Source organism: Leisingera daeponensis DSM 23529, from assembly GCF_000473145.1.
In the GTDB taxonomy this organism is placed as follows: Bacteria; Pseudomonadota; Alphaproteobacteria; order Rhodobacterales; family Rhodobacteraceae; genus Leisingera; species Leisingera daeponensis.
In genome coordinates, this window is the sequence record NZ_KI421500.1 from 3,477,443 (window position 1) to 3,498,330 (window position 20,888).

Genomic DNA, 20,888 nt, shown 5'->3' on the forward strand with positions numbered 1-20,888 from the left:
CGCATTTTCGCATATCCACAGAGCCCCGCAGCACAAGTTGCGGGGCGTTTCATTTCACAAAGCACAATTTCTGTGTGTAACTCTGCAGGACAGCCCATGCTTGATGCCAGCGAGACCCACATCATGAACACCAGCGCCGCAGCCGCGGAGGGCGGGATTGCCGCCAAGAACGTCACGGTGACCTACCGCAACGGCCATACAGCGCTGTGGAACGCCAGCTTTGACATTCCCCGCGGCACCGTTACCGCGCTGGTCGGGGTCAATGGCGCAGGCAAATCGACCCTGTTCAAGGCGATCATGGGGTTCGTCCCCGCCGCGCAGGGCGAAATCCGCATCCTCGGCATGTCCGTGAAAGACGCGCTGCGCAAGAACCTGGTTGCCTATGTGCCCCAGTCGGAGGAGGTCGATTGGGCTTTTCCGGTGCTGGTCGAAGACGTGGTGATGATGGGCCGCTACGGCCACATGGGGTTTCTGCGCCGGCCCAAGGCAGCCGATCATGAGGCCGTCGATCAGGCACTGCGCCGGGTGAACATGCAGGACTTCCGCCACCGCCAGATCGGCGAGCTGTCCGGCGGCCAGCGCAAGCGGGTGTTCCTGGCCCGCGCCCTGGCGCAGGACGGGCAGGTGATCCTGCTGGACGAGCCCTTTACCGGCGTGGACGTGAAGACCGAGGAGCAGATCATCGCCCTTCTGCGCGAGCTGCGCGACGAGGGCCGGGTGATGCTGGTTTCCACTCATAACCTGGGCAGCGTGCCGGAATTCTGCGACCGCACGGTGCTGGTCAAGGGCACGGTGCTGGGGTCCGGCCCGACCGAGACCACCTTTACCCGCGAGAACCTGGAGCACGCCTTTGGCGGCGTGCTGCGCCATTTCACCCTGGGCGGCCAGGCGCTGCATGACGACGGCGACACCCGCGAGGTCACTATCCTGACCGATGACGAGCGCCCCTTTGTCCAGTACGGCGAAAAGACCCAGACGAGCGACAGCAAGCGCGAGGGCGGGAGCCAGGAATGATGGAGTATCTGCTGGAGCCGTTCACCTACGGCTATATGACCAACGCGATGTGGGTGTCGGCGCTGGTCGGCGGCGTCTGCGCGTTCCTGTCGGCCTATCTGATGCTCAAGGGCTGGTCGCTGATCGGCGATGCGCTCTCGCATTCGGTGGTGCCCGGGGTGGCGGGGGCCTATATCCTGGGCCTGCCGTTCGCGCTGGGCGCCTTTATCGCCGGCGGGCTGGCGGCGGGGGCGATGCTGTTCCTGTCGGAACGGTCCGGATTGAAGGTCGATGTGATCATCGGCCTGATCTTCACCTCCTTCTTCGGGCTTGGCCTGTTCATCGTCTCGATCAGCCCGATGTCGGTGTCGGTGCAGACCATCACCATGGGCAATATCCTGGCGATCACGCCGGAGGACACGCTGCAGCTGGCCATCATCGGCTTTGTCTCGCTGGCGGTGCTGCTGGCCAAGTGGAAGGACCTGATGGTCACCTTCTTTGATGAAAACCATGCCCGCACCATCGGGCTGCGTCCCGGATTGCTGAAGGCGGTGTTCTTCGTGCTGCTGTCGGCCTCTGTCGTGGCGGCGATGCAGACCGTGGGGGCGTTTCTGGTGATTGCCATGGTGGTGACGCCGGGGGCGACCGCCTATCTGCTGTGCGACCGCTTTCCGCGGCTGATCATGGTTTCCGTATTTATCGGCGCGGCCACCAGTTTCTTCGGCGCCTATGCCAGCTACTTCCTGGATGGTGCCACCGGCGGCATCATCGTGACGCTGCAGACACTGATCTTCCTGGTGGTGTTTGTCTTTGCCCCGAAACACGGGCTGCTGGCGGCCAAGCGCAAGGCGCGCGAGGCGCTGAAGCGCGGCCCCGCCGCACAACAGGAGGCCGTGTGATGGATCTTGATACACTGCTGATGCCGTTTCAGTTCGCGTTCATGCAGAACGCCTTTCTGATTTCCCTGATCGTGTCGGTGCCCACCGCGCTGCTGTCGTGCTTTCTGGTGATGAAGGGCTGGGCGCTGATGGGCGATGCGGTCAGCCACGCCGTGCTGCCGGGGATCGTGCTGGCCTATGTGCTGGGCTTCCCGCTGATCATCGGCGCCTTTGCCGCCGGTATGCTGTGCGCGGTGGCAACCGGGTTTTTGTCCGGCAACAGCCGGGTCAAGCAGGACACGGTGATGGGGGTGGTGTTCTCCGGCATGTTCGGGCTTGGCATCGTGATGTACGTGGGGATTGAGACCAACGCCCACCTGGATCACATCCTGTTCGGCAATATGCTGGGGGTGGAGCCGGACGAGCTGTGGACGGCGGGGATCATCTCGCTGGCGGTGGGGGCTGTGCTGGTGCTGAAGTGGAAGGACCTGCTGCTGCACAGTTTCGACCCCGCGCAGGCGCAGGCCTGCGGCCTGCCGGTGGCGGTGCTGCATTACGGGCTGCTGGCGGCCTTGTCGCTGACCATCGTGGCGACGCTTTCGGCGGCGGGGCTGATCCTGGCGATCGGCCTGCTGATCGCGCCGGGAGCGATTGCCTTCCTGGTGGTGCGCAAGTTCAGCACCATGCTGTGGGTCTCGGTGCTGGTCTGCATGTTCTCGATGCTGGCGGGCACCTATGCCAGCTTCTTCCTCGACAGCGCGCCGGCGCCGACCATCGTGCTGATCCTGACCATTCTGTTTGTGCTGGCCTTTGTGCGGCGGCTGTACCTGACCCGCAAGACATCAATGCAGCGGGCCGAGGAGACCACCGGGGCCGCGTGAATTACGCGGGCCCGGGCTTTGCCATCTCCAGCAGCCACTGCCGTACCAGTTCGGCGTTCGGGACCAGATCCTGGGTCTTGGACCAGACCAGATAGAACCCCGCCCCGGTGGTCCAGGACCATTCCTTGCGGGCAGCCAGCAGCCCCTGTTTGATCAGCGGCTCGGTCACATGCTGCCAGCCGAAGGCAAAGCCCTCGCCCGCAATTGCGGCCTGCAAAACCAGCGCATAGTCGTTGAGGCGCATACCCGCGGCGGGCGGGCGGCCGGTGACGCCGAAATGTTCAAACCATTGCTGCCATCTGGGGCGCTCGCGGACCGGTTCCTCCAGATGGATCAGCCGTTCGTGCAGCAGGTTCGGCACCGTCGCCAGGTTGACCGCGGCGGCCATCACCCGCGGACTGGCCACCGGAAAGATTACCTCCGGCGCGATCAGGGCGGAATGGCAGTCCGGCCAGGTGCCGTTGCCGCGCCGCACTGCCAGTGAGATGCCTTCGGTATTGATGTCCGGCTCCCGGTCGGAGCTTTGCAGCCGCAGGTCGATATCCGGGTGCGCCTCATGCAGCTGGGCCAGTCTTGGCATCACCCAGTAGTATGCAAAAGCGGAGGAGCAGTTGAGCGTCACATGGTCATTGCGCCCGAACTGCCGCACGGCCTTGGCGGAGGACAAGATGTCCCCGAGGGCTTTGGAGACATCGGTATAAAGCCGCATGCCTGCCCCGGTCAGCTCCACCTTGCGGTGGCCGCGGCGGAATAAAATAACGCCCAGAGACGTTTCCAACTGCTTGATCGCGGCGCTGACCGCGGGCTGCTGCACGTTCAGTTCTTCAGCCGCGCGGGTGAAGGAAGCGTGCCGTGCAGCGGCTTCGAACACGATCAGATGGCGGGGGCTGGTGAGGAGTTTCCACAGTTCCTGCATAACTGTGAATTATCCAAATCATCAGATTTTTCAACCGTCACAATGCAGGCGGCGGACCGTATCGTTGCGTATCTTTTGACGACTGGAGAGCCCCATGGCCCGACGCGCCCGCGCATCCCGCGACAGAAACACCGCCCCCGCGGGCGCTCCGGCGTCGCCCTTTATCCGGCGGAGCCTGCCGTTCTTTGACGTGCTGGACGAGGAGAAGCTGGTCAAGCTGGAGGCGCAGGTCGACTGGATCTTTGAGGAGGTTGGTATCGCCTTCCGCGACGACCCTGAAGCGCTCAGGATCTGGAGGGAAGCGGGCGCCAGGATCGACGGCGACACGATCCGCGCGGATGCGCACTGGATCCGTTCTCTGTGTGCAAAGGCGCCGCGGGAGTTCACGCAGCTGGCCCGCAATCCGGCGCGGTCTGTCACCATTGGCGGCACCAATCAGGTCTTTGCCCCGATCTATGGCGCGCCCTTTGTGCGCGATCTGGAAGGCGGTCGCCGGTACGGAGACATGGAAAGTTTCGAAAAGCTGGTGAAGCTCACCTACATGCATCCGAACCTGCATCACGGCGGGTTCGTGATCTGCGAACCCTGCGACGTGCCGGTCTCCAAGCGCCATTTCGACATGCTGCTTGCCCATATGACGCTGAGCGACAAACCGCATCTGGGCGCCATCACCGAGATGAGCCGGGCGCAGGACAGCGTCGATATGGCGGAGATCGTCTTTGGCAAGGACGTCATGGACGAAAACTGCGTGATCATGGGCAATGTGAACACCAATTCGCCGCTCTTGGTGGACAAGGTGGTGACCGAGGCGATCCGCGCCTACTGCGCGCGCGGGCAGGGCATTATCGTTGTGCCGTTTATCCTTACGGGCGCGATGGGGCCGGTCTCCACCGCCGCATCCGTCGCGCAGGCGATGGCGGAGGCGATGATGGTCTGCGCCTTTGCCCAGATCGTGCGCCCCGGTGCGCCATTTGTGCTGGGCAACTTCCTCAGCTCCATGTCGCTGAAATCCGGCGCGCCGACCTTCGGGATGCCGGAGCCGGTGATCTCCAACTATGCCATCGGCCAGCTGGCGCGCCGGGCCGGGCTGCCGTTGCGCTGCGGCGGGTCGCTGACAGCCTCCAAGATCGAGGATGCGCAGGCGGCTTATGAAAGCGCCGACTCGATGCATTCCACCATGCTGGCCGGGGCCAACTATGTGCTGCATTCGGCGGGCTGGCTGGAGGGCGGTCTTTGCACCGGGTTCGAGAAGCTGATCATGGATGCAGACCGGCTGGGGTCCTACCAGAAGGTGCTGAGCCAAGGGCTGGATACCAGTGACGAGGCCTTTGCCCGCGATGCCTACGCTGAAGTGGAGCCGGGCGGGCATTTCCTCGGCTCCGGGCACACCATGCGCAATTACCAGACCGCGTTTTATGAGCCGAAGCTGAGCGACAGCGAGAATGTCGAAAGCTGGGAGGAGGGCGGCTGCAAGGACATGCGCCAGCGCGCCTATGAGCGCTGGAACCGGATGCTGGACGAGTATCAGGCGCCGCCGATGGACGAGGCGGTGAAAGAGGAACTGGCCGCCTATGTCGCCCGCCGCAAGGAGGAGATCCCGGATGCCTGGTACTGAGGCAAGGAATTCATCACCCATTTCTCCGGCTTATGCAGGATGGGCCGGATTGCGCCAGCACCCCCTGCGCGCCTCCCGTACACCCCCTGTGCACCCGCTTGGTGCGGTTTGCCGCAAATCCCGCGCTTTGCCCCGAATCTGAGGACAAATCCATGTCAGACAATTTTGCCCAATCGACGCTCAACATCCACAAGGAGGAGAGCACCGGCGACAAAAAGCTGCCGAGCCACGCCAAGGCGGTGATCATTGGCGGCGGTGTGGTTGGCTGCTCGATCCTATTCCACCTGGCCAAGTTCGGCTGGAAGGACGTGGTGCTGCTGGAGCGCGACGAGCTGACCTCCGGCTCCTCCTGGCATGCGGCGGGGCAGATCCATACCATCAGCTCGGACCCGAACATCTCGCGGCTGCAATCCTACACCATTGATCTGTATAAGGAGATTGAGGAGACTTCGGGCCACTCTGTGGGCCTGCACATCACCGGCGGGTTTTATCTGGCGTCGAACAAGACCTGGTATGACTACCTGAAGCGGGAACGCTCCAAGGCGCGCTATATGGGGCTGCATCAGGAATTCATCAGCCCCAAGGAAGTGGCCGAGCGGCATCCGCTGATTGATCCCAAGCATTACCATGCCGCGCTATGGGATGATCAAGACGGCGATCTGGACCCGTCGGGCGCGACCTATGCCTTCGCCAAATCCGCCCGCGTGCATGGCGCGCAGTATTTCACCCACACGCCGGTGACCGCGACAACCCAGCGTGCCGATGGAAGCTGGGATGTGACCACCCAGCGCGGGGTGATCAACGCGGAGCATATCGTGAACTGCGGCGGGTTGTGGGCGCGTGAGGTCGGGCACATGCAGGGCATCAACCTGCCGGTGCAGCCGATGGAGCACCATTACCTGATCACCGACAAGATCGACGCGGTGGCCAACCACCCGACCCGCCTGCCGGCCGGGATCGATTATGAGGCGAACATCTACTTCCGGCAGGAACGGCAGGGGATGCTGCTGGGCACCTATGAGCCGAAGGGCACGCCCTGGAAAGTGGGCGGCACGCCCTGGGATTTCGGCCATGAGCTGTTGCAGCCGGATCTGGACCGGATTGCCGACCGTCTCGAGATGTCGTTTGAGCGCATTCCGGCCATCGGCGAGGCGGGGATCAAGGATATGATCAACGGGCCCTTCACATTTGGCCCCGATGGCAACCCGATGATCGGCCCGGTGCCGGGGATGCGGAACTACTGGTGCGCGGTGGGCGTCATGGCGGGCTTCTGCCAGGGCGGCGGCGTGGGGCTGACCATGGCCGAATGGATGATCGACGGCGAGCCGTCCATCGACGTCTGGGCGATGGATGTGGCGCGGTTTGGCGAGTTTGCGACCCCCGACTGGGGCACGGTGAAATCGACCGAGAACTACGAGCGCCGCTTCGTGATGACATTCCCGAATGAAACCCTGCCCAAGGGGCGGATGCAGAAGACCACGGCCCTTTATGACCGCTTGGTCGCCAAGGGCGCGCGGATGGGGCAGGGGTTTGGCCTGGAGAACGCGCTGTGGTTTGCCGACGGGCCGGAGGACGCACATGAAGAGCCGACGTTTGAGCGCAACCGCAGCCACGATTATGTGGCGCGCGAGGTCAAGGCGGTGCGCGAGGCGGTGGGCGGCATCGAGATCGCCAACTTTGCCAAGCATGAGTTTAAAGGCGCGGGCGCGCGGGCTTATCTGGACCGCGTTCTGGCGGGGTATGTGCCGAAGCCGGGCCGCCTGACGCTGACGCCGATGCTGACGCCGAAGGGCAAGCTTTATGGCGATCTGACTGTGGCCTGTCTGGCTGAGGATCACTTCATGCTGTTCGGCTCCGGCGCGATGCAGGAGGCGCACCGCCGCTGGTTTGAGAAGGACCTGCCGGAAGATGTGAGGTATCAGAACGTCTCGGATGACTGGCACGGCATCGCGCTGTCGGGGCCGAAATCGCGGGAGCTGCTGGCCCGTATTACCCGCGAGGATGTCTCTGCCGAGGCGTTCAAGTTCCGTGACCTGCGCCAGACGTTCGTGGGCGGCGTGCCGGTGATCCTGAACCGGATCAGCTTCTCTGGCGAGCTGGGCTATGAGATCTATTGCAAGCCGCAGTACCTGCTGCGCCTGGCGGAAGCGGTCGAGGAGGCAGGCAGCGATCTGGGCTACCGCTGGTACGGGGCGCGGGCGCTGATGTCGATGCGGCTGGAGAAGGGCTGGGGTGTGTGGACGCTGGACTTCCGCCCGGATTTCGACGCGGCGGAAAGCGGCATGGAGGCCTTCATCAACTGGAAGAAGGATTTCGTAGGCAAGGCCGCTGCGCTGAAGGCCCGCCAAGCCGGGGCAAGCCGAAAGCTGGTCACCATGACCATCGGTGTGGATGGCATCGATGTGTCGGGCGACGAGGCGATCCTGAAGGACGGCGCGGCGGTCGGCTACATCTCCTCAGGCGGGTATGCGCATCATGCGCAGGCTTCTATGGCGATGGGCTATGTCTCAGCTCAGCACGCGGTGGCCGGCACCAGGCTGCAGGTGGAGATCCTGGGCGAGATGTATGACGCCGAAGTGCTGGGCGCGCCGGTCTATGACGCGGACGGCGCCAGAATGCGCGCCTGAGCCGGGCCGGGGGCGGAGACCCTGAGCCGCCCCTGGCGGACCCTCGGCGCCGCGCTGGCGCCGGGGTTTGACAGCCAGACCTCCTTCGCCGGGGTCTATCGCCGCGATTCCGGCAGGCCGCCGCATCAGGAGCGGCCGTTCCAGGCTGATCCGTGACAGGGGGCCGGGCTGGAGACCAGCCCGGCAGCGAGGACACACGGGGCTGTTATAGACCGAGGCTGCTGAGGCCGGGGTGGTCTGCCGGGCGCGGGCCCTGCGGCCAGTGGAACAGGCGCTCGTCCGCGGTGATCTTCAGGTCGTTGATCGAAGCGAAGCGGTGCGCCATGCGGCCGTCCACGGAAAACTCCCAGTTTTCGTTGCCATAGGAGCGGTACCACTGGCCGGTGGCATCGTGCCACTCATAGGCGAAGCGAACGGCGATGCGGTTCCCGGTGAAGGCCCACAGTTCCTTGATCAGCCGGTACTCATGCTCGCGCTCCCATTTGGCAGCGAGGAAGGCCTGCACCGCCGCGCGCCCTTGCGGGAAGTCGGCGCGGTTGCGCCAGTTGGTGTCCAGGGTGTAGGCCAGCGAAACGGTCTCGGGGTTGCGGCTGTTCCAGGCATCTTCGGCGGCGCGGACCTTGGCGATGGCGGTGTCGCGGGTGAAGGGCGGCAGCGGGGGGCGGGGAGCTTCTGTCATGTTTATTTACCGATCTGTTAAGTTATGACAGGCAAAGTGAACAGATCGGTTAAGGTATTCAAGGGTTAGGTCCGGGTTCTGTCCACACAGATGCGTGAGTTGTCCCGGTTTCTCAGGAAACGTATTTTATTCTCGCTGGTTAGCTTGACGTTTGCTTCAATAAAAATGTTAACTGATCGGTGCATTAACTGCCCCGCTGGAGGCGCAATGAGGCCGAACAAACGTGGCGAACTGATCCGAAAGGCGCTGGATCTGTTTTATGGGAACGGATTTCACGCCACTGGGATGGATCTGGTGGCGGCGGAGACCGGGGTGTCGAAAACCTCGATCTACAAACACTTCCGTTCCAAGGAGGAGCTGATCCTGGCGGTGCTGAAACTGCGGGACGAGGATTTCCGCACCTGGCTGTACGGGCGGATGGAGGCGCGGGCGGATACCCCGCGCGGCCAGCTGGAGGCGTTGTTCGACGTTCTGCAGGAGTGGTTCGAACAGCCCGGGTTTCAGGGCTGCATGTTCATCAAGGCCAGCGCCGAGTATCAGTCGCCGGACGATCCGATCAACCTGCAGTCGGCAGAGCACAAGCAGGTGCTGCAGGCGCATTTCGCGCATCTGGCGGCCGGGGCCGGGGCAAGGGATCCGGACGCGCTGGCGCGGCAGCTGATGGTGCTGAAGGAGGGCGCGATCGTGCTGGCTGCCCTGACCCATAGCAGCGCCCCGGCCCGGGATGCCCGCACGGCGGCCGCGGCGCTGATTGACCAGGCAATCAGCTAGCGTTCAGGCGCTTTGCCGGCCTGCGCGCAACACTTGCCCTGCCTGCGCGTCAGCGCGTGCTGCCCGGGATGGCGGCTGCTGCGGCAATCCTGTACCATCGCGGTCAGAAACGCCAACGGAGTACGGGCCGAATGACCCCATTTTCCATCGCGGGCATCCAAATGCATGTGGACGCGCTGCATTCGAATGTCGACGCAATGCTTCACCGGATCGACGTGCTGATGGCGCGCTTCCCCTGGACACAGATGGCTGTGTTCAGCGAACTGGCGCCCTACGGGCCGCTGACCAAATTCGCGCAGCCGCTGCACAACGAAGCGATTGAGCGGTTCTGCGCCGCGGCGGTGAAACACGGGATCTGGGTGGTGCCCGGCTCGATGTTCGAGGTCGCGGACTCCGGCAAGATCTACAACACCTCCTCGGTCATCAATCCGCAGGGCGAGGTGGTCGCGGTCTACCGCAAGATGTTCCCGTTCCGCCCGTATGAGCAGGGCGTGGAGGCCGGCACGGAGTTCTGCGTGTTCGACATTCCTGAGGTTGGCCGGTTCGGCCTGTCGATCTGCTATGACATCTGGTTCCCGGAAACCACCCGCCAGCTGACCAGCCAGGGGGTCGAGGTGCTGCTGCATCCGGTGCTGACCGGGACGGCGGACCGGGATGCCGAACTGTCCATCGCCCGCGCCACCGCGGCGCAGTTCCAGTGCTTCGTGGTTGATGTGAACGGGCTGGGCGCTGGGGGCGTGGGGCAGTCCTGTATCATCGATCCGTCGGCCACGGTGCTGCACCAGTCGGGCCGCCATGAGGACATGTTCCCGCTGGAGCTGGACCTTGACCAGGTGCGCCGCCAGCGCGAGGTCGGCCTGAAGGGGCTGGGCCAGGTGCTGAAAAGCTTCCGCGACCGGGAGGCTGATTTCCCGGTATACGACCGCGCCAGCGGGGCGGATGCTTACCTGCACACGCTGGGGCCACTGGAGATCCCGGTGCAGGGCTCGCAGGCGGGCCTGAATGCCCGCGCGCCGGGCGACGGCGCAATCGGATTTGCCGAATTGCATCCAATACACTACGCTGAAAGAAAAGCAGGCGGTTGATCAGTCTCATTTCTTAGTAGCCAGAGCCTTTTGATCTCCCGCCGATAACCAGGATGGGAGGTGCATATGCAAGTAATGGGCGACTATTACTCGGCGATCCAGCTGCGTCACGACCAGTGGACAACGCTGAGAGAGGTAACCGAAGCCCTGGCCAGTGCCCGAAAACCGAAACGTGAAGCAGCGCTCGAGACGAATGTCCGGGCGCTGTTTGATTTACTGGGTCCGATTGAGACCTATTGGGCCTTTCCCGGTGTGCAGGCCTTTGAGCAGATCCGGCGCCAGTTCGAGCACGGGAATTACGCCGATGTGGCGTTTTCCGTCCAGCGCATCTGCCGGGCCTTGTCCACCGGTGCCTACCGGCGGCGGCATGTTCCGCTGGACCGCGACTCGGCGGATGCGGACGAGCACGAGGATGAGGTCATCCAGCCGCCCGAGGCGCGGGCGCTGGCCAAGCCCTATTTCGAGGTGCTGGTGGTCGACAAAGTCAACGAACACCAGGAGCGCTGGCTGCACAGCAACTTCAAGAAGATGCGGCGCCCGGAAGATCCGTTTCACTATGAAACCGTGGTGGTGCCCAGTCTGCAGGACGCGCTGATCGGGATCCTGTTCAACTACAACATTCAAGCCATCGTGGTGCGGCCGGGCCTCAAGTTCGACTCGAAGATGGAGATGTCGCTGCTGACCCGCTACCTGGACTGGGCCGGCGGCACCGAGGGCATTGAGGCGGTCCGTTCGCTCGACCACGGCCCGGCGCTGTGCCGGCTGGTGGCGAATGTCCGGCCGGAACTGGACGCCTATCTGGTCACCGACCGCTCGGTCGAGGAGATCGCAGGCCATGACCTGGGGATCTGCCGCCGCGTCTTTTACAATCAGGAAGATTTCATGGAACTGCACCTCAATATCCTGAGGGGGGTGCAGGCGCGCTACAAGACGCCGTTCTTCACGGCGCTGGTCGAGTATTCCAAACAGCCGACCGGCGTCTTCCACGCGATGCCGATCAGCCGCGGCAAGTCGGTCTCGCGCAGCCATTGGATTCAGGACATGGGGGCGTTTTACGGCTCCAACATTTTCCTGGCCGAGACCTCTGCCACCTCCGGCGGGCTGGATAGCCTGCTGGAGCCGCACGGGCCCATCAAGCAAGCGCAGGAACAGGCCAGCCGTGCCTTCGGGTCAAAGCAGACTTTCTTTGCCACCAACGGCACCTCCACCTGCAACAAGATCGTGGTGCAGGCGCTGGTGCGGCCCGGCGATATCGTGCTGGTGGACCGCGACTGCCACAAGTCGCACCATTACGGGCTGGTGCTGGCGGGGGCGCAGGTGGTCTATCTCGACAGCTACCCGCTGAATGAATACTCGATGTACGGGGCGGTGCCGCTGCGGGAGATCAAGCATATGCTGCTGCACCTCAAGGCGCAGGGCAAGCTGGACCGGGTGCGGATGCTATTGCTGACCAACTGCACCTTTGACGGCATCGTCTACAACGTCGAGCGGGTGATGGAGGAATGCCTGGCGATCAAGCCGGACCTGATCTTCCTGTGGGACGAGGCCTGGTTCGCCTTTGCCCGGTTCAGCCCGCTGTACCGGCAGCGCACCGCCATGAACGCCGCCAATGTGCTGCGCGGGCGGCTGCGCAGCGATGCCCACGCCAAGGCCTGGGAGGAGCAGCAGAAGCAGCTGAAGGATGCCAGCGAGGAGGAGTGGCTGAGCGCCAGGCTGCTGCCGCCGCCGGACGCGCGGGTGCGGGTCTATGCCACCCAGTCCACGCACAAGACGCTGACGTCGCTGCGGCAGGGGTCGATGATCCATGTGAACGATCAGGACTTCAAAGGCGAGGTGGAGGTGAGCTTCCACGAGGCCTACATGACCCACACCTCGACCTCGCCGAACTACCAGATCATCGCCTCGCTGGATGTGGGGCGGCGGCAGGTGGAGCTGGAGGGCTTCGAATTTGTCCACCGGCAGGTGGAGGCGGCGATGGCGATGCGGCGGGCGATCATGACGCATCCGCGGCTGAGCAAATATTTCAGGATCCTGACTGCCGCCGACATGATCCCGAGCGAGCACCGTCAAAGCGGGCTGGAAAGTTATTACGATCCCCAGCGCGGCTGGTCGGATGTCTGGGACAGCCTGGTGCATGACGAATTTGTGCTCGACCCGACCCGGGTGACGCTGGCGGTGGGCGGTACCGGCTGGGACGGCGACACGTTCAAGACGCAGATCCTGATGGATAAATACGGGATCCAGATCAACAAGACCTCGCGCAACACGGTGCTGTTCATGACCAACATCGGCACCACGCGGTCCTCGGTCGCCTATCTGATCGAGGTTCTGGTGGAAATCGCCACCGGTCTGGACGAATTGCTTGATGACGCTTCGATGATGGAAAAGCGCGGCTTCGAGAAGCGGGTTTCGAACCTCATGCACGACCTGCCGCCGCTGCCGGACTTCAGCCGCTTCCACGACGCCTTCCGCTCTGCTCCGGAAACGCCCGAGGGGGACATCCGCTCGGCGTTTTTCCTGAGCTATGAGGAAAACAACTGCGACTATCTGGAGCTGGACGGGTCGATCAAGGCGGCAATGGAAAGCGGTCAGGAGGTGGTGTCAGCCTCTTTCATCATCCCGTATCCGCCGGGATTTCCGATCCTGGTTCCGGGGCAGGTCGTAAGCCAGGAGATTCTGGCCTTCATGCGGGCCTTGGACGTCAGCGAAATCCACGGCTACCGGGCCGACCTGGGGCTGCGCGTGTTCACCGAGGAGGCCCTGAAACAGCAGGCCAAGGCCAATCAGGCGCGGCTGAAGCTGAACGCGGCCCGGCACAAGATTTTCTGAAGGGAGAAATAAGGTATGCCATCTGGAGCACTGAACAATATCTCTGAAATACGCCGGCACTTCCACCGCAACGAGGATCCTGTGTATTTTGTCTCGGCAACCAATTTCAATCTGCTGGGCCTGGACGAGTGGTGCAAGAATTTCAAATACATATGCTACATTGACTGCTACGGCGGCAAGCACCCCAACGTGTTCTGCCCGTCCGAGCAGCCGCACGCGGAGTTCCAGTCGATCGAGGACATCAACAACTACCTCCTGCAGCACAAGGAGGTGGTCGAATGGATCAAGCGGCGCGGCGGCAAGCCCAAGTTCGTGTTCTTGATGTTCGACGAGGAGACCGAGCGGCTGGCCAAGGAGCTGGGCGGCGAGGTCTGGTTCCCCAGCGCCAAGCTGCGTCAAAGCATGGACAACAAGATCGAAACGGTCCGGATCGGCAACAAGGCTGGTGTGCCTTCGGTGCCGAACGTGCTGGCGGAGGTCAAGGATTACGAGGATCTGAAGAAGACCTGCGAAAAGGCGGGCATCGGCCATGACGTGGTGCTGCAGTCCGCCTTTGGCGACAGCGGCCACACCACCTTCTTCATCAATTCCGAAGCCGATTTCCGCCGCCATGAGCATGAGATCGTCGGCGAGGGCGAGATCAAGATCATGAAGCGGATCGACTGCCGCGGCTCCGCGATCGAGGCCTGCGCCACCAAGGAGGGCACCATTGTCGGGCCGCTGATGACGGAGCTGGTCGGCTTCAAGGAGCTGACCCCCTACCGCGGCGGCTGGTGCGGCAACGAGATCTTCTCAACCGCGTTTCCGCCCAAGACCCGCGAGCGGGCGCGCGAGCTGACCTTCAAGTTCGGCGAGCAGCTGCGCAAGGAAGGCTACCGCGGCTATTTCGAGCTGGATTTCCTGATCGACAAGAAGACCGGGGACATCTGGCTGGGGGAATTGAACCCGCGCATCACCGGCGCATCCTCGATGACCAACCATGCGGCCTTTGCCCATGCGGACGCGCCGCTGTTCCTGTTCCATCTGCTGGAGTTCTCGAAGAAGAAGTTCAAGCTGGACGTGGCAGAACTGAACGACCGCTGGGCCGATCCCAAGATGATCGACAGCTGGTCGCAGATGGTGATCAAGCATACGGACGATTCAGTCGATATCGCCACGGAGGTGCCGGAGACCGGCATCTACCGCATGGCCGAGGACGGCAGCGTGCAGTTCGACCGTTTCGATTATCACCGACGTGCGGTCGAAAGCGAGCAGGAAGCGTTTTTCCTGCGTATCCTGCAGCCGGGCGATTACCGCTATGAGGGGGCCGATATCGGCATCCTGGTGACCCGCGGCCGGTCGATGACGCCGGGGTTCCAGCTGAATGACCGCGGCAAGCGCTGGATCGACGCCATCAAGAGCAACGTCAAAGCACGGCCGCTGCCGATGCAGGAGGCAGGGCCGGTGGTGTCCGATCCTGCCTTCAAGATCATGTAGACCCTGTGAGGGCATGATCATCCGCTGGCGCGCCATCGACGAACCCCAGCCCGGTCCCAAGTGGGCCGGGCTGTTCCAGGAGTTCTGGCCGGACTACCACCAGTGGTGGATCCGCGAAGGCCCGGAAGCGCGCCCCGGTTACCTGGACAGCGTCAACGCGCTGAAGACGCATATGCCGGAGCTGCTGCCGCTCTATGAGGAGCTGTGCGATCTGGCGGGCGGGGCGGATCACGCGGCGCGGTTTCTGAGCTTCTACTGCCCGCCGCCCTATCTGTCGGCCTGTTCCCAGGCGCTGTGGCCCGGGCCGGAGCCGGTTCTGGTGCGCAACTACGACTACAGCGCTCATGCCTTTGACGGGGTGGTGATGCGCACCGAATGGCTGGGCCGCACGGTGCTGGGCACCAGCGACAGCCTGTGGGGCCTGGTGGACGGGATCAACGATGCCGGGCTGGCGGTGTCGCTGACATTCGGCGGCCGCCGGGTGGTCGGTGAAGGCTTCGGCGTGCCGCTGATCCTGCGCTATGTGCTGCAGACTTGCGAAACCGCGGAAGAGGCCGGCGCGGCGCTGTCCCGTCTGCCGACGCATATGAGCTATAACGTCACCGTGGTCGACCGGGACCGCAAGTTCCTGACCGCGTTCATGGCGCCCGACCGCAAGGCGGTGCTGAAACATGTGTCAGTCGCCACCAACCACCAGGAGAAAGTGGAGTGGGACAGCCATGCGCGGTTCACGGCGACCGTGGAGCGGGAGCGGTTTCTGCTGCAGCGGCTGACGTTGCATGTGGAATCGGAAGAGAAGTTCATCGGCGCGTTTCTGAAGCCGCCGCTGTATTCCTCGGCTTTCAGCGAGGGTTTCGGCACGCTTTACACGGCGGTCTACCGGCCCCGCAAGCTTGAGATGGAGCTCCGCTGGCCCGGCAGTGTCTGGCACATGCCGCTGATGGCATTCGACGAGCGCACTCTGGCCGTGCAGGTGCCGGGGTTCTAGCCGCCGGTCCGGTCCGGTCTGGCCGGCGGCGGATCACTCCCTGTCTGAAAGATTGCTGAGCTGCCCGGCCGCCGGCGGCCCCCCGCCTATCCCCGCATCAAAAGTCTGCACGTTCCGGGAAAATTGGAACTGACCGGGTGTGCTGTGAGTTGTCCATGTATCGAACCGACCGATACAGCCCGGGGAGGAAGCCATGCACAGTATCTTTTACATCATTGGCGTCGTTGTCGTCGTTCTCGCCTTGCTCAACTTTATCGCCTGATCAGAGGGAGTATTCAGATGTCCGGAACAGACAAAATGAAAGCCGCCGCAAAAAACGTTGCCGAAGAGGCGAAGTCCGCTGCGGCAACCGCTGCCGAAACCGCCAAGAAGGAGGCGCAGCTGCGCGCCGAAGCCGCCAAGGAAAGCGTCGCAGACGAGGTGAAATCCGTAGCCTCGGCCCTGCGCACAGCCTCCAACGAGATGCGCAGCGGCTCGCCGCATGAACGCGCGATCGGCCAGGTGGCCGGCGCCCTGGCCGATGTGTCAGACTCGATCCGCAACCAGGACCTTGGCGACATGGTCCATTCGGTTTCGGATTTCGCCCGCAAGAACCCGGTCATGTTCCTGAGCAGCGCTGCGCTGCTCGGCTTTGCCGCCGCGCGCTTTGCCAAGGCGTCGGATAGCGGCCATCAGGACACCCCGCAGCTCCCTGCAGCGCAACCGCGTGCGGCTGCTCCTGCGGTCAGCCCCGCGCATCCGGCGGGCGCCTATCCGGTCACGCAGAACGTGGGGGATCCGAAATGACACAGACGAACCCCGGACCCGGCGGATCGCCGAATGCTGCCAGCATCGTGTCCGAAGCGCTGAACAACATCAGCTCGCTGATCCGCAACGAGCTGGCGCTTGCGCGGGCTGAGGTCAGCGAAAACCTCAACCGCGCCGCCGTGGCGCTGGGCCTGATCGTCGGCGGTGTCGTGGTGGCGCTGACGGCGCTGAATGTCCTGGCCGCGGCGCTGTCCGCCGGCCTGACCGAAGCCGGAATGGACCCGGGCTGGGCAGCCCTTCTGGTGGGCTTGGGCTTTGCCGCCGTGGCCTTTGGCATGATCGCCAAGGGAACCAACGACCTCAAGCTGTCGAGCCTGGCCCCGACCCGCACCGCTGAAAATGTGAAGCGCGACGCGCAATCCATTAAGGAGACGTACAATGACAAATGACAGCCGTTCTGTGCATGAGATTGAGCGCGAGATTGAACGGGATCGCGCGCAGCTGACCAGCAACCTCGAACACCTGCAGAACAAGTTCTCCGTCGACGGTATCGTTCAGCAGCTGGGCGATCAGCTGCGTGAGCACGGCGGCGAGATCGGCAATGCCATCACCCGCACTGTCAAGGAAAACCCGGCGGCGGTGGTGCTGACCGGCGTCGGGCTGGCATGGATGATTTTCGGCCAGGGCCGTTCCGGCGCTAGCCGCGGCGATACCGGCCGTGACAGCAGCTGGGAAGACCGCCGGGCAGGCGGCAGCTATGGCGGGCACGCTTCCAGCGCGACGCTGGTCACGCGCCCCGATCCGCGCATGAAGGGCGGCACCGAAGGGGTTCCCGCCTGGGCGCACGACGATGATGACGATGGCAGCAGCCTGGCTGACCGCGCCGCCGGCGCCGCCGCATCGGCGCAGTCCAAGGCGTCCGCAGCAGGATCGGCGCTGCACGGCAAGGCAGCCGCGGCGGGCTCTGCCGTCAAGGATGCCGGTGCCGCCGCGATGGACAAGGCAGCCGCTGCCGGACAGTCGGTCCGTGACGGCGCCTCCTCGGCGGCAGAAACCGCCCGGCTCCGGGCTGCGCGCCTGCGTGCCCGTCTGGCGGAAGGTACCGAGAACCTGTCCGAAGAGGCCAAGGCCCGCGTGATCGCGGCGCGCGAGGCCGCGATTGATGCCCGCCGCAAGGCCGCAGAGGCCCTGGCTTCCGGGTCGCGCCAATCGGCGGACTTCTATAACCGGCAGCCGCTGGTCGCGGGCGCGCTGGCGCTGGCGCTGGGCGCAGCGATCGGTGGCGCGCTGCCGCGCACCCGCACCGAAGATGACATGCTGGGCGCCTACAGCGACAAGATGATGGAGCGCGCCGAAGCGATCCTCCGCGAGGAGCAGGAGAAGGCCGTCGCGGTGATGCAGGCCGCCCGCCAGGAAGCTGAGACCATCGTCAGCGAGAAGCGTGAGGCCATGGACAGCGCGGCGCCGGAAGGCAAGACCGCAGCCCAGGCTGCTGCCGACGAGGTGAAGTCGGCGGGCAAGCGCATCGCCGGAGCGGCTGCCGACAAGGCCAAGGAAAAGGACCTCGGCAAGCCTACATCGTAAGACAGACCCGGAGGCTGCCTCGGCAGCCTCCGGCCTTGCATGAAACGGCCGGGGAGGACGTGCCATGGCACGCGGCAGGCAGGCAGATGCACCGCACAAGATCCCGCCCAAGGGCTGGAAGGATATCGCCCTGCGGGTCAAGGACGAGATTGCCGCGGACCACGTGGGGCTGATCGCTGCCGGCGTTGCCTTTTACGGGCTGATGGCGCTGTTTCCGGCGATCACCGCGCTTCTGGCGATTGGCGGCCTGATGGTCGAGCCCGCCCAGATCGTCGATCAGATTTCGCAGCTTGAAGGGGTTGTGCCGGACGAGGTGATGGAGATCATCATCGGCCAGGCGACCCAGGTTGCAGGGTCTCGGGAAGGCGGGCTGGGACTGGCCGCGGTGGCAGGTATCCTGATCGCGCTCTATTCGGCCTCCAAGGGCATGAACAGCCTGATCGAAGGCATGAACGTGGCCTATGACGAGGAGGAGAAGCGCGGCTTCTTCATGAAGACCTTTGTCACCCTTGTTCTGACGCTGTTTCTGATTGCCGGCCTGCTGATGGGTTTGCTGGCGGCGCTGGCGGTCCCTTCGGTCATCGCGCTGGTTGACGCCGGCCCCGTAATCGAAGCGCTGGGCACGCTGCTGGCCTGGGGCGTGCTGCTGGTGATGACCATGGCCGGGCTTGCGGTGCTCTACCGCTATGGCCCCTCGCGCGACAAGCCTGAGCTGCTGTGGACGTCGCCCGGCGCGGCCGCCGCCTGTGTGCTGTGGCTCGCAGGCTCCGCCGGGTTTGCGTTTTATGTCGGCAACTTCGGATCCTACAACGAGAGCTTCGGCGCGCTGGCCGGGGTCGTGGTCTTGCTGATGTGGCTGTGGATTTCCGCCTTCATCGTGCTGCTGGGGGCGGAGATCAACGCCGAAGTCGAGGCGCAGACCACCTATGACACGACCGTCGGCCCGGATGAGCCGATGGGCGAGCGCGGCGCGGTGAAAGCCGACAAGCTGGGCGCGCAGCAGGGCAGCTGAGGCGGCTGGAGCCGCCCTGCGCCTCGCAGAGACGCAGCGGGGGGAAGCGGCCGCAACCGGCAGCCAGTGAAACTGCCGCCGCAGATACAAGTTTTTTCCCTGGTGATTGAAGAGAGGTCCGGAATGACACGCTCCAACGAAACCAAAGACACCCCGCCGACCACCACAGATGCAGGCCAGCGCGTTCACAGCGACGAGCACTCGCTGACCGTGGGGCCGGACGGGCCGATTGTGCTCAACGATCATTACCTGATCGAACAGATGGCAAACTTCAACCGGGAGCGCATCCCGGAGCGCCAGCCCCACGCGAAGGGCGGCGGCGCATTCGGCTATTTCGAGACCACGCAGGACGTGTCGAAGTACACCAAGGCCAAGATCTTTCAGCTCGGCGCGAAATGCGATGCCGTTGTCCGCTTCTCGACGGTGGCCGGCGAGCGGGGCAGCCCCGACACCTGGCGCGATCCGCGCGGCTTTTCGGTGAAAATGTACACCGAGGACGGCAACTTCGACATGGTCGGCAACAACACGCCCGTCTTTTTCATCCGCGATCCGATGAAATTCCAGCATTTCATCCGCAGCCAGAAACGCCGGGCCGACAACGACCTGCGCGACCATGACATGCAGTGGGACTTCTGGACCCTGTCGCCCGAAAGCGCGCATCAGGTGGCCTATCTGATGGGCGACCGGGGCATCCCCAAGACCTGGCGCGAGATGAACGGCTATTCCAGCCACACCTATTCGCTGGTGAATGCCGAAGGGGAGAAGTTCTGGGTCAAGTTCCACTTCCACACCGATCAGGGCGATGGCAACGCGTACCTCAGCCAGGAGGAGGCTGACAAGCTGGCCGGCAGCGACGGCGACTATCACCGGCGCGATCTGTTCAACGCGATCCGCGACGGCAACCCGCCCAGCTGGACGCTGAAATGGCAGATCATGCCCTATGAGGAGGCCAAGACCTACCGCCTCAACCCCTTTGACCTGACCAAGGTGTGGCCGCATGCGGATTATCCGCTGATCGAGGTCGGCAAACTGGTGCTGGACCGGAACCCCACCGATTTCCACACGGAAATCGAACAGGCGGCGTTTGAGCCGAACAATATGGTGCCCGGGGTTGGCCTGTCGCCGGACAAGATGCTGCTGGCGCGGGGCTTTTCCTACGCGGACGCGCACCGGGCGCGGCTGGGCGTGAACTACAAGGAAATCCCGGTGAACAAGGCGCAATGCCCGGTCCACAGCTATTCCAAGGACGGGGCGGGACGCACACAGAAGGTCGCGGATCCGGTCTATGCGCCCAATTCCTATGGCGGTCCGGCAGCACAGCCCCCCTCTGGCCCCGAGGCGGGCCTGTGGCATACGGACGGCGGCATGGTCCGCCAAGCCTATACGCTGCGGGAAGACGACGATGACTGGAGCCAGGCCGGCAAGCTGGTCCGCGAGGTGATGGACGATGCCGCCCGTGACCGGCTGGTGTCGAATGTGGTCGGGCATCTGAGCGACGGTGTCAGCGAGAAGGTGCTGCAGCGCGCGTTCGATTACTGGCGCAACATCGACGGCGAGACTGGCGACAGGATCGAAGCCGGTGTGCGGGATAAGCTGGGCGGCGTGTCGGAAGCGCCGGGTCTGGCCTCCGCCGAAAGCATCAGCGGCAGCGGGGCCGGCGGATAGAAACCGCATCGCCACTGGCAGGCAGCGGGCCCTCTCCGGGGCCCGTTTGCGCATTGGCAGAAGCATCCGCGAGTGCGCCGGGACGTCAGGCGGGTGCCAGCCTGCTTCAGCATATGGCCGGACCAGCTGCGCAGATCGCAAA

General features: G+C 63.9%; 17 protein-coding genes. 15 read left to right on the top strand and 2 right to left on the bottom strand.

The window, feature by feature from the left end; translation table 11 throughout:
* Positions 1 to 96 precede the first annotated feature (96 nt).
* From DAEP_RS0117465 to DAEP_RS0117475, 3 genes are read left to right on the top strand one after another with little or no spacing between them, the layout of a single operon-like run.
* Positions 97 to 1,014 (top strand): manganese/iron ABC transporter ATP-binding protein, encoded by a 918-nt coding sequence (locus DAEP_RS0117465; protein ID WP_008557307.1) that lies wholly within the window; start codon positions 97 to 99, stop codon positions 1,012 to 1,014.
* A complete protein-coding gene (locus tag DAEP_RS0117470) occupies positions 1,014 to 1,892 on the top strand; it encodes a metal ABC transporter permease (RefSeq protein ID WP_027245577.1) in 879 nt (292 codons plus the stop codon). Before DAEP_RS0117465 ends, DAEP_RS0117470 begins: the two co-directional genes overlap by 1 nt.
* Positions 1,892 to 2,752: a metal ABC transporter permease gene (locus DAEP_RS0117475; RefSeq protein ID WP_027245578.1), complete on the top strand. Its 861-nt coding sequence runs from the start codon at positions 1,892 to 1,894 to the stop codon at positions 2,750 to 2,752. Before DAEP_RS0117470 ends, DAEP_RS0117475 begins: the two co-directional genes overlap by 1 nt.
* Before the next feature lies 1 nt (position 2,753).
* Here the strand turns inward: DAEP_RS0117475 and DAEP_RS0117480 are convergent, their stop codons facing one another.
* Complete coding sequence (locus DAEP_RS0117480; RefSeq protein ID WP_027245579.1) at positions 2,754 to 3,668, bottom strand: LysR substrate-binding domain-containing protein; 915 nt, start codon at positions 3,666 to 3,668, stop codon at positions 2,754 to 2,756.
* Positions 3,669 to 3,762: 94 nt separating this feature from the next.
* Between DAEP_RS0117480 and DAEP_RS0117485 the strand changes: the two genes are divergently transcribed.
* Both DAEP_RS0117485 and DAEP_RS0117490 read left to right on the top strand, forming a co-directional pair.
* Positions 3,763 to 5,283 carry a trimethylamine methyltransferase family protein gene (locus DAEP_RS0117485; RefSeq protein WP_027245580.1) on the top strand — a complete coding sequence of 507 codons (1,521 nt, stop codon included), beginning with the start codon at positions 3,763 to 3,765 and terminating at the stop codon, positions 5,281 to 5,283.
* A 152-nt stretch (positions 5,284 to 5,435) separates the two neighbouring features.
* Complete coding sequence (locus tag DAEP_RS0117490) at positions 5,436 to 7,910, top strand: GcvT family protein (protein ID WP_208855456.1); 2,475 nt, start codon at positions 5,436 to 5,438, stop codon at positions 7,908 to 7,910.
* A gap of 205 nt (positions 7,911 to 8,115) precedes the next feature.
* Here DAEP_RS0117490 and DAEP_RS0117495 read toward each other — a convergent pair whose 3' ends face one another.
* A complete protein-coding gene (locus tag DAEP_RS0117495) occupies positions 8,116 to 8,589 on the bottom strand; it encodes a nuclear transport factor 2 family protein (protein ID WP_027245582.1) in 474 nt (157 codons plus the stop codon).
* A 207-nt stretch (positions 8,590 to 8,796) separates the two neighbouring features.
* Between DAEP_RS0117495 and DAEP_RS0117500 the strand changes: the two genes are divergently transcribed.
* The 10 genes from DAEP_RS0117500 (at position 8,797) to DAEP_RS0117550 (ending at position 20,746) form a co-directional block, all read left to right on the top strand.
* Positions 8,797 to 9,360, top strand: a complete 564-nt coding sequence (locus DAEP_RS0117500; protein WP_027245583.1) for a TetR/AcrR family transcriptional regulator — start codon at positions 8,797 to 8,799, stop codon at positions 9,358 to 9,360.
* 131 nt (positions 9,361 to 9,491) lie between these two features.
* Positions 9,492 to 10,445 (top strand): carbon-nitrogen hydrolase family protein, encoded by a 954-nt coding sequence (locus DAEP_RS0117510; protein ID WP_008554701.1) that lies wholly within the window; start codon positions 9,492 to 9,494, stop codon positions 10,443 to 10,445.
* A gap of 66 nt (positions 10,446 to 10,511) precedes the next feature.
* Positions 10,512 to 13,274 (top strand): aminotransferase class I/II-fold pyridoxal phosphate-dependent enzyme, encoded by a 2,763-nt coding sequence (locus DAEP_RS22840; RefSeq protein WP_036760815.1) that lies wholly within the window; start codon positions 10,512 to 10,514, stop codon positions 13,272 to 13,274.
* 15 nt (positions 13,275 to 13,289) lie between these two features.
* Positions 13,290 to 14,750, top strand: a complete 1,461-nt coding sequence (locus DAEP_RS0117520; protein ID WP_027245584.1) for a biotin carboxylase — start codon at positions 13,290 to 13,292, stop codon at positions 14,748 to 14,750.
* Positions 14,751 to 14,763: 13 nt separating this feature from the next.
* Positions 14,764 to 15,738: a C45 family autoproteolytic acyltransferase/hydrolase gene (locus DAEP_RS0117525; RefSeq protein ID WP_208855457.1), complete on the top strand. Its 975-nt coding sequence runs from the start codon at positions 14,764 to 14,766 to the stop codon at positions 15,736 to 15,738.
* Between the two features lie 279 nt (positions 15,739 to 16,017).
* Positions 16,018 to 16,524 (top strand): hypothetical protein, encoded by a 507-nt coding sequence (locus DAEP_RS22845; RefSeq protein ID WP_051337420.1) that lies wholly within the window; start codon positions 16,018 to 16,020, stop codon positions 16,522 to 16,524.
* The gene (locus DAEP_RS0117535) at positions 16,521 to 16,934 is read left to right on the top strand and encodes a phage holin family protein (RefSeq protein WP_027245587.1); all 414 of its coding nucleotides are present in this window, start codon (positions 16,521 to 16,523) and stop codon (positions 16,932 to 16,934) included. The genes DAEP_RS22845 and DAEP_RS0117535 overlap by 4 nt, the downstream gene beginning before the upstream one ends.
* Entirely contained in the window at positions 16,924 to 18,069 is a 1,146-nt protein-coding gene (locus DAEP_RS0117540) for a DUF3618 domain-containing protein (RefSeq protein ID WP_027245588.1), read from the top strand. Before DAEP_RS0117535 ends, DAEP_RS0117540 begins: the two co-directional genes overlap by 11 nt.
* A gap of 64 nt (positions 18,070 to 18,133) precedes the next feature.
* The gene (locus tag DAEP_RS0117545; protein WP_008555330.1) at positions 18,134 to 19,081 is read left to right on the top strand and encodes a YihY/virulence factor BrkB family protein; all 948 of its coding nucleotides are present in this window, start codon (positions 18,134 to 18,136) and stop codon (positions 19,079 to 19,081) included.
* Positions 19,082 to 19,204: 123 nt separating this feature from the next.
* The gene (locus tag DAEP_RS0117550; protein ID WP_027245589.1) at positions 19,205 to 20,746 is read left to right on the top strand and encodes a catalase; all 1,542 of its coding nucleotides are present in this window, start codon (positions 19,205 to 19,207) and stop codon (positions 20,744 to 20,746) included.
* Positions 20,747 to 20,888: the final 142 nt, after the last annotated feature.